The organism is Enterococcus mundtii, from assembly GCF_002947535.1.
Lineage (GTDB): Bacteria > Bacillota > Bacilli > Lactobacillales > Enterococcaceae > Enterococcus_B > Enterococcus_B mundtii_B.
In genome coordinates this window covers 66,627-73,070 of the sequence record NZ_PUAP01000003.1, presented here as the reverse complement: position 1 = coordinate 73,070, position 6,444 = coordinate 66,627, and the positions used below count along the sequence as shown (strand labels likewise).

Genomic DNA, 6,444 nt, shown 5'->3' with positions numbered 1-6,444 from the left:
GAGTAGGACGCCGCCACGCTTTGTTATCTTTGGAGGTTTAGCTCAGCTGGGAGAGCATCTGCCTTACAAGCAGAGGGTCAGCGGTTCGATCCCGTTAACCTCCATATGAGCCGTTAGCTCAGTTGGTAGAGCATCTGACTTTTAATCAGAGGGTCACAGGTTCGAGCCCTGTACGGCTCATATTTTTGCGGGTGTGGCGGAATTGGCAGACGCACTAGATTTAGGATCTAGCGCCTTACGGCGTGGGGGTTCAAGTCCCTTCACCCGCATCATATGATTTATTCTATTTTTTTACGCCGGCTTAGCTCAGTTGGTAGAGCATCTGATTTGTAATCAGAGGGTCGAGGGTTCAAGTCCTTTAGCCGGCATCGTAAATACGCGGAAATAGCTCAGTGGTAGAGCACCACCTTGCCAAGGTGGGGGTCGCGGGTTCGAACCCCGTTTTCCGCTTTGCCAATGTACTACGCGCCGGGGTGGCGGAACTGGCAGACGCACAGGACTTAAAATCCTGCGGTGAGTGATCACCGTACCGGTTCGATTCCGGTCCTCGGCATTACAAATATGCGCCCATAGCTCAATTGGATAGAGTGTTTGACTACGGATCAAAAGGTTAGGGGTTCGACTCCTCTTGGGCGCGTAGTCTTTTTATTTTTTCGGGAAGTAGCTCAGCTTGGTAGAGCACTTGGTTTGGGACCAAGGGGTCGCAGGTTCGAATCCTGTCTTCCCGATTTTTTTTATTTGTTGCAAAGTTACATGTTCTATTGTATGATTACTTTTAATTAATTGAATATGCGCCCATAGCTCAATTGGATAGAGTGTTTGACTACGGATCAAAAGGTTAGGGGTTCGACTCCTCTTGGGCGCGTTGGAAAAACTGGGACTTCATTGAACTCCTAGTTTTTTTTATTTACATAAATGAATCGTCTCTTAAAGTTATTCTTCGAATCAAACATCTAACAAGCGTTCTCCTTTCTTTCTACTTGTAAATTCGCTATAATTAAGGTCAATATTAGTCAAAGGAATGAGTGGGATGGCACAACAAAATACTTCGGATCTAATTGAATCATATATAAAAAAGATCCTAGAAAAAAATGAGATGATCGAGCTTCGAAGGATTGAATTGGCAGATCTTTTTAACTGCGTTCCTTCACAAATCAATTATGTGATCAATACACGCTTTACGATTCAACGTGGCTACCTTGTTGAGAGTAAACGTGGTGGCGGTGGGTATATCCGTATCGCTAAAGTGAGAATGTCGGATAAAAAACAAATGCTTGAACGGATCAACTTGCTATTTGGCGAAACGATCAATGAAAAAAATGCCTACGCTATTATTCAGAAACTATATGAAGACCAAATCATTACCAAAAAAGAGGGAAACTTGATGTTGAGTGCGATTGCAAAAAATACATTGAACATCAATGACACAGAAGATTATACGCGAGCTCGAATCTTACGAGCCTTTTTAGAACGATTAAGCTATGAAGATGGGGAGTGAAAATTAAATGGCAGAAATATTTACAGAAAGAGCACAACGTGTGTTAGAAATTGCCCAAGAAGAAGCAAAACGCTTTAAACATCAAGCGGTAAGTTCAGAACATATATTATTGGCTTTAGTGATCGAACCCAATGGGATTGCCGGAAAAGTATTACGAGACATGAAATTAAATGAAAAAGATATTTATGAAGAAATCGAGCATTTAGTCGGTTATGGTACAGTGAAAACTTATGCAAAAGGTGTATTTCTACCTTATTCCCCTCGGATGAAACAAATTTTTGCTTTGGCAAATAGCGAAGTGAATAAAATGGGTGCACAAAAGGTAGGAACCGAGCATATTTTACTTAGTCTATTAAAAGATGAAAGTATCATGGCTACTCGTATCATGATCAACCTTGGGATCAGCTTGAGTAAAGTTCGTCAGTCATTGAAGCGTACGATGGGTGCGGAAACCAGTACTGCTGGTATTCGCCGTCGCAATCCCCAAGAAAAGCGAGCAATGACACAAGGCACTCCTACGTTAGATTCTTTGGCTAGAGATTTAACAAAGTTAGCAAAGGAAAATAGATTAGATCCAGTCGTGGGACGTTCAAAAGAAGTCAAACGGTTGATCCAAATACTTAGTCGCCGAACAAAAAATAACCCTGTTTTAGTTGGAGAACCTGGTGTCGGTAAAACAGCGATTGCAGAGGGTTTGGCTCAAAAAATCATTCTAGGTGAAGTACCTGAAGAAATGAAAGCAAAACGTTTGATGATGTTAGACATGGGGGCGTTGGTTGCTGGCACGAAGTATCGCGGAGAATTTGAAGATCGGATGAAAAAAGTCATTGATGAAATTTATCACGATGGTCAAGTCATTCTCTTTATTGACGAACTACACACATTGATTGGTGCTGGTGGTGCAGAAGGTGCCATTGATGCGTCGAATATTTTGAAACCAGCGTTAGCACGTGGAGAATTACAGACGATTGGTGCGACGACATTAGACGAATACCAAAAATATATCGAAAAAGATTCCGCATTGGAGCGACGCTTTGCACGTATCCAAGTAGATGAACCAACAGCAGATGAAGCGGAAGAAATCTTACGTGGGTTACGTTCACGCTATGAGGAACATCATCATGTGGAGATCACCGATGAAGCAGTAAGAGCAGCGGTCAATCTTTCAGTTCGGTATATCACTTCCAGACAGTTACCAGATAAAGCGATCGACTTGATTGATGAATCGGCAGCGAAAGTTCGATTGGAACAAGCGGATGATTTGTCAGAAACGACGATACTGAAACAAGAGATCGATCAAGTGAACAAAGAAAAAGAACATGCAATTCAAAAACAAGATTTTGAAACAGCTGCGCATTTACGTAGACAAGAAAAAAGCTTAATGAAAAAACTAGAAAAACGTTTAGCGATCGAAGCAAAACATAAAAATGGCTTTGCGGATCGGGTGACGGAAGAAGATGTAGCTACTGTTGTTTCAGAGTGGACAGGTGTACCATTGCAGCAGTTAGAAAAGAAAGAAAGTCAACGATTACTGGAACTAGAAGCACTGCTTCACGAACGTGTGGTTGGGCAAGATGAAGCAGTCAAAGCTGTGTCCCGTGCGATCAGACGGGCGCGTAGTGGCTTAAAAGATCCGAATCGCCCAATTGGTTCCTTCATGTTTTTAGGTCCAACAGGTGTCGGAAAAACAGAACTTGCGAAAGCATTGTCAGAAGTGATGTTTGGTGAAGAGGATGCATTGATTCGTGTTGATATGTCTGAATTCATGGAAAAATATAGTACGAGTCGCTTGATTGGTTCGCCTCCAGGTTATGTGGGTTATGATGAAGGTGGGCAATTGACAGAACAAATCCGTCAAAAACCTTACTCAGTGATTTTGCTAGATGAAGTAGAAAAAGCCCATCCAGATGTCTTCAATTTATTATTACAAGTATTAGATGATGGTCATTTAACAGATGCTAAAGGAAGAAAAGTAGACTTTAGAAATACGATCATGATCATGACTTCTAATATCGGTGCCACTCAGATCCGTGAAGAAAAAAATGTTGGATTCAATGTCCAAGATATTACTAAGGATCATCAAGCAATGCAAAAACGAATACTTGAAGAGTTGAAGAAAGCTTTTCGTCCTGAATTCTTGAACCGTATCGATGAGACAGTCGTCTTCCATTCATTAACAAAAGATGAAGTCCATGCGATTGTTCAAATCATGAGCCAATCGATCGTCAAACGGTTGAAAGAACAAGATATCTTAGTGAAAATCACGCCAGCAGCAGTTGATGTGATTGGGAAAGTCGGTTTTGATCCAGAGTATGGTGCACGGCCACTAAGACGGGCATTACAAAAAGAAGTAGAAGATCGCTTGAGTGAAGCCTTGCTTGGAGGAGAGATCCATTTAGGAGATCAAATCACTGTGGGCGCTTCGAAGGGCAAAATCACAGTGAATGTGCGTGAACCTAAAAAAATAACTGCTAAAGTATAATGACAGAGTGAGATCGCCACAGAAATAGCTAGCTCTGATAGCCAAGCCAGAAACCCAAAAATCATTTGAATTTTTGGGTTTTTTGGTTTTCTAAAGGAGTTATTTCTAAATCAATGGTGACACAATTGATAAGCAAAAATTATTTTACAGTATCGTTACAATCAATAATAAATGTAAGAAGTATTGGAAAGTTTTCAGAGCTGTGCTACTATTATGGAGTTGTAGGAGGAGGAAATGATGATCGAAATCATAACTACTATAGAATCAATGAAACAAGCAGAAGAATTGCTTGAAGCAGGCACTGATACCTTGTATTTTGGGGAGGAACGCTTCGGTCTACGCTTACCTGCTTCTTTTACAAGAGAAGAGCAACGCGAATTAGTCGCACTTGCACATCGCTATGGCAAGAAAGTAAATATAGCTGTCAATGGGATCATACATCCTGAAAAAATGAAACAAGTGCCAGAATATCTGCTGTTTCTAAAAGAAATCAATGTAGACATGATCACAGTTGGTGATACTGGGATTATCTATACCATGAGAAAAAATCCAGAGTTGAGTATCCCTTATGTTTTTGATGCAGAAACATTAGTGACGAGTGCACGACAAATCAATTTTTGGGCAAAAAAAGGGGCAATTTCTGCTGTTTTAGCACGGGAAGTGCCATTTGATGAGATGAAAGAAATGGAAAGTAAGTTACAGATTCCTGTCGAAACACTTGTGTATGGAGCTACATGCATCCATCAATCGAAACGTCCTCTGTTACAGAATTACTATAACTACACGCAACAGGACGAAAAAAAAGATCGTGAAAGAGGACTCTTTCTCGCTGAACCTAAAAAAGAAGATACACATTATTCGATATATGAAGATTCACATGGTACGCATATTTTTGCGAATAATGACATCAATTTAAGTAATGAACTCCCACAGCTTTATGCCCATCATTTCCGTACGTGGAAATTAGATGGCGTCTTTACGCCTGGTGAAGCCTTTGTTGAGATCACTAAATTATTTGTTGAGGCAAAAAAAGCATTATTAGCAGACACATGGACAGAAGCTTTAGCACAAGAAATGACGAATAAGATCAATGGATTACATCCAACGAATCGAGGACTTGATACAGGTTTCTTTTATATTGATCCTGAATCTATCAAGTAAGGAGTATGGTGAAATAAAATGACAACAAAAAGAAAATTAAAACGTCCGGAAGTTTTAGCACCAGCCGGCACGCTTGAAAAACTAAAAACTGCTATCCATTATGGGGCAGATGCTGTGTATATTGGCGGCAATGCGTATGGATTACGTAGTCGTGCAGGAAACTTTACTTATGAAGAAATGGCAGAAGGTGTGGCATTCGCAAAGGAACATCAAGCGAAAGTATATGTAGCAGCAAATATGGTCACACATGAAGGAAATGATGAAGGAGCCGGTGAATTTTTCCGTAACCTGCGCGATGTGGGTATTTCAGCGGTAATCGTCTCTGATCCAGCACTTATTGAGATCTGTGCCACAGAAGCCCCTGGATTACCTATCCATCTATCGACTCAAGCTTCTGCTACCAACTATGAAACATTGGAATTTTGGAAAGAAGAAGGCTTGGAGCGTGTGGTTTTAGCTCGGGAAGTTTCAATGGAAGAAGTTGCTGAGATCCGTCGACATACTGATGTTGAGATTGAAGCATTCATCCATGGTGCAATGTGTATCTCTTATTCAGGACGTTGTACTTTGTCCAATCATATGTCGATGCGGGATGCCAATCGTGGAGGCTGTTCACAATCTTGCCGTTGGAAGTATGAGTTATACGACTTACCGTTTGGGCAAGAGAGAAACTCTTTGACAGATGCTGGCGAGATCGAAGAAGAGTTTTCGATGAGTGCGGTAGATATGTCGATGATCGAACATATTCCTGACTTGATTGAAAATGGCGTAGATAGTTTTAAAATCGAAGGTCGGATGAAGTCGATCCATTATGTATCAACAGTTGCAAATGTCTATAAAGCAGCTGTAGATAGTTATATGGAAGATCCTGAAAACTATGTGTGTAAACAGGAATGGATCGATGAGTTATGGAAAGTGGCTCAACGAGAACTGGCAACAGGATTTTATTATGATATACCTAGCGAAAATGAGCAATTATTTGGTGAACGTCGTAAGATTCCTGTATATAAATTTGTTGGAGAAGTCTTATCTTATGATGAGGAAACGAAACAAGCGACGATCCGTCAGAGAAACCTCTTTTCTGTAGGAGATGAAATCGAATTTTATGGGCCTGGATTTACTCACTTCAGCCAAATGGTCGATGAGATGCACAATGAAGAAGGAGAATCCATTGATCGAGCACCAAATCCTATGATGATTTTGACCATGCCAGTCGCACAACCAGTTAAACCTGGAGATATGATTAGAAAAAGAAAATAATTTTTTAAGCTATGAAGCGAAATGAGCATCTCGTCAACGGAAT

Annotated in this window: 4 protein-coding genes and 9 tRNA genes; all 13 read left to right on the top strand. The window is 40.7% G+C overall.

From position 1 onward, the window contains the following. The first annotated feature begins 31 nt into the window (after positions 1-31). The 13 genes from CUS89_RS01315 (at position 32) to CUS89_RS01255 (ending at position 6,401) form a co-directional block, all read left to right on the top strand. Positions 32-104: transfer RNA gene (locus CUS89_RS01315), tRNA-Val, on the top strand. A gap of 3 nt (positions 105-107) precedes the next feature. Then, positions 108-180: transfer RNA gene (locus CUS89_RS01310), tRNA-Lys, on the top strand. 7 nt (positions 181-187) lie between these two features. Next, positions 188-269 (top strand) — tRNA-Leu (locus tag CUS89_RS01305). A 26-nt stretch (positions 270-295) separates the two neighbouring features. Next, positions 296-368: transfer RNA gene (locus CUS89_RS01300), tRNA-Thr, on the top strand. A 10-nt stretch (positions 369-378) separates the two neighbouring features. Beyond that, positions 379-450: transfer RNA gene (locus CUS89_RS01295), tRNA-Gly, on the top strand. Between the two features lie 17 nt (positions 451-467). Beyond that, a tRNA-Leu gene (locus tag CUS89_RS01290) sits at positions 468-553 on the top strand. Positions 554-563: 10 nt separating this feature from the next. Next, positions 564-637: transfer RNA gene (locus CUS89_RS01285), tRNA-Arg, on the top strand. Between the two features lie 17 nt (positions 638-654). Further along, positions 655-728: transfer RNA gene (locus CUS89_RS01280), tRNA-Pro, on the top strand. Positions 729-791: 63 nt separating this feature from the next. Beyond that, a tRNA-Arg gene (locus CUS89_RS01275) sits at positions 792-865 on the top strand. Between the two features lie 165 nt (positions 866-1,030). Next, the gene (locus tag CUS89_RS01270) at positions 1,031-1,498 is read left to right on the top strand and encodes a CtsR family transcriptional regulator (RefSeq protein ID WP_104870739.1); all 468 of its coding nucleotides are present in this window, start codon (positions 1,031-1,033) and stop codon (positions 1,496-1,498) included. Positions 1,499-1,505: 7 nt separating this feature from the next. Then, a complete protein-coding gene (locus tag CUS89_RS01265) occupies positions 1,506-3,980 on the top strand; it encodes an ATP-dependent Clp protease ATP-binding subunit (RefSeq protein WP_104870738.1) in 2,475 nt (824 codons plus the stop codon). A gap of 237 nt (positions 3,981-4,217) precedes the next feature. After that, positions 4,218-5,141, top strand: a complete 924-nt coding sequence (locus CUS89_RS01260) for a peptidase U32 family protein (RefSeq protein WP_104870742.1) — start codon at positions 4,218-4,220, stop codon at positions 5,139-5,141. An 18-nt stretch (positions 5,142-5,159) separates the two neighbouring features. Then, positions 5,160-6,401 (top strand): peptidase U32 family protein, encoded by a 1,242-nt coding sequence (locus CUS89_RS01255; RefSeq protein ID WP_104870737.1) that lies wholly within the window; start codon positions 5,160-5,162, stop codon positions 6,399-6,401. The last annotated feature ends 43 nt before the right edge of the window (positions 6,402-6,444 follow it).

Bases quoted from the DNA above. Each gene is read 5' to 3' on its own strand.
- CUS89_RS01270 (WP_104870739.1), top strand. From the start codon at position 1,031: ATGGCACAACAAAATACTTCGGATCTAATTGAATCATATATAAAAAAG.
- CUS89_RS01265 (WP_104870738.1), top strand. From the start codon at position 1,506: ATGGCAGAAATATTTACAGAAAGAGCACAACGTGTGTTAGAAATTGCC.
- CUS89_RS01260 (WP_104870742.1), top strand. From the start codon at position 4,218: ATGATCGAAATCATAACTACTATAGAATCAATGAAACAAGCAGAAGAA.
- CUS89_RS01255 (WP_104870737.1), top strand. From the start codon at position 5,160: ATGACAACAAAAAGAAAATTAAAACGTCCGGAAGTTTTAGCACCAGCC.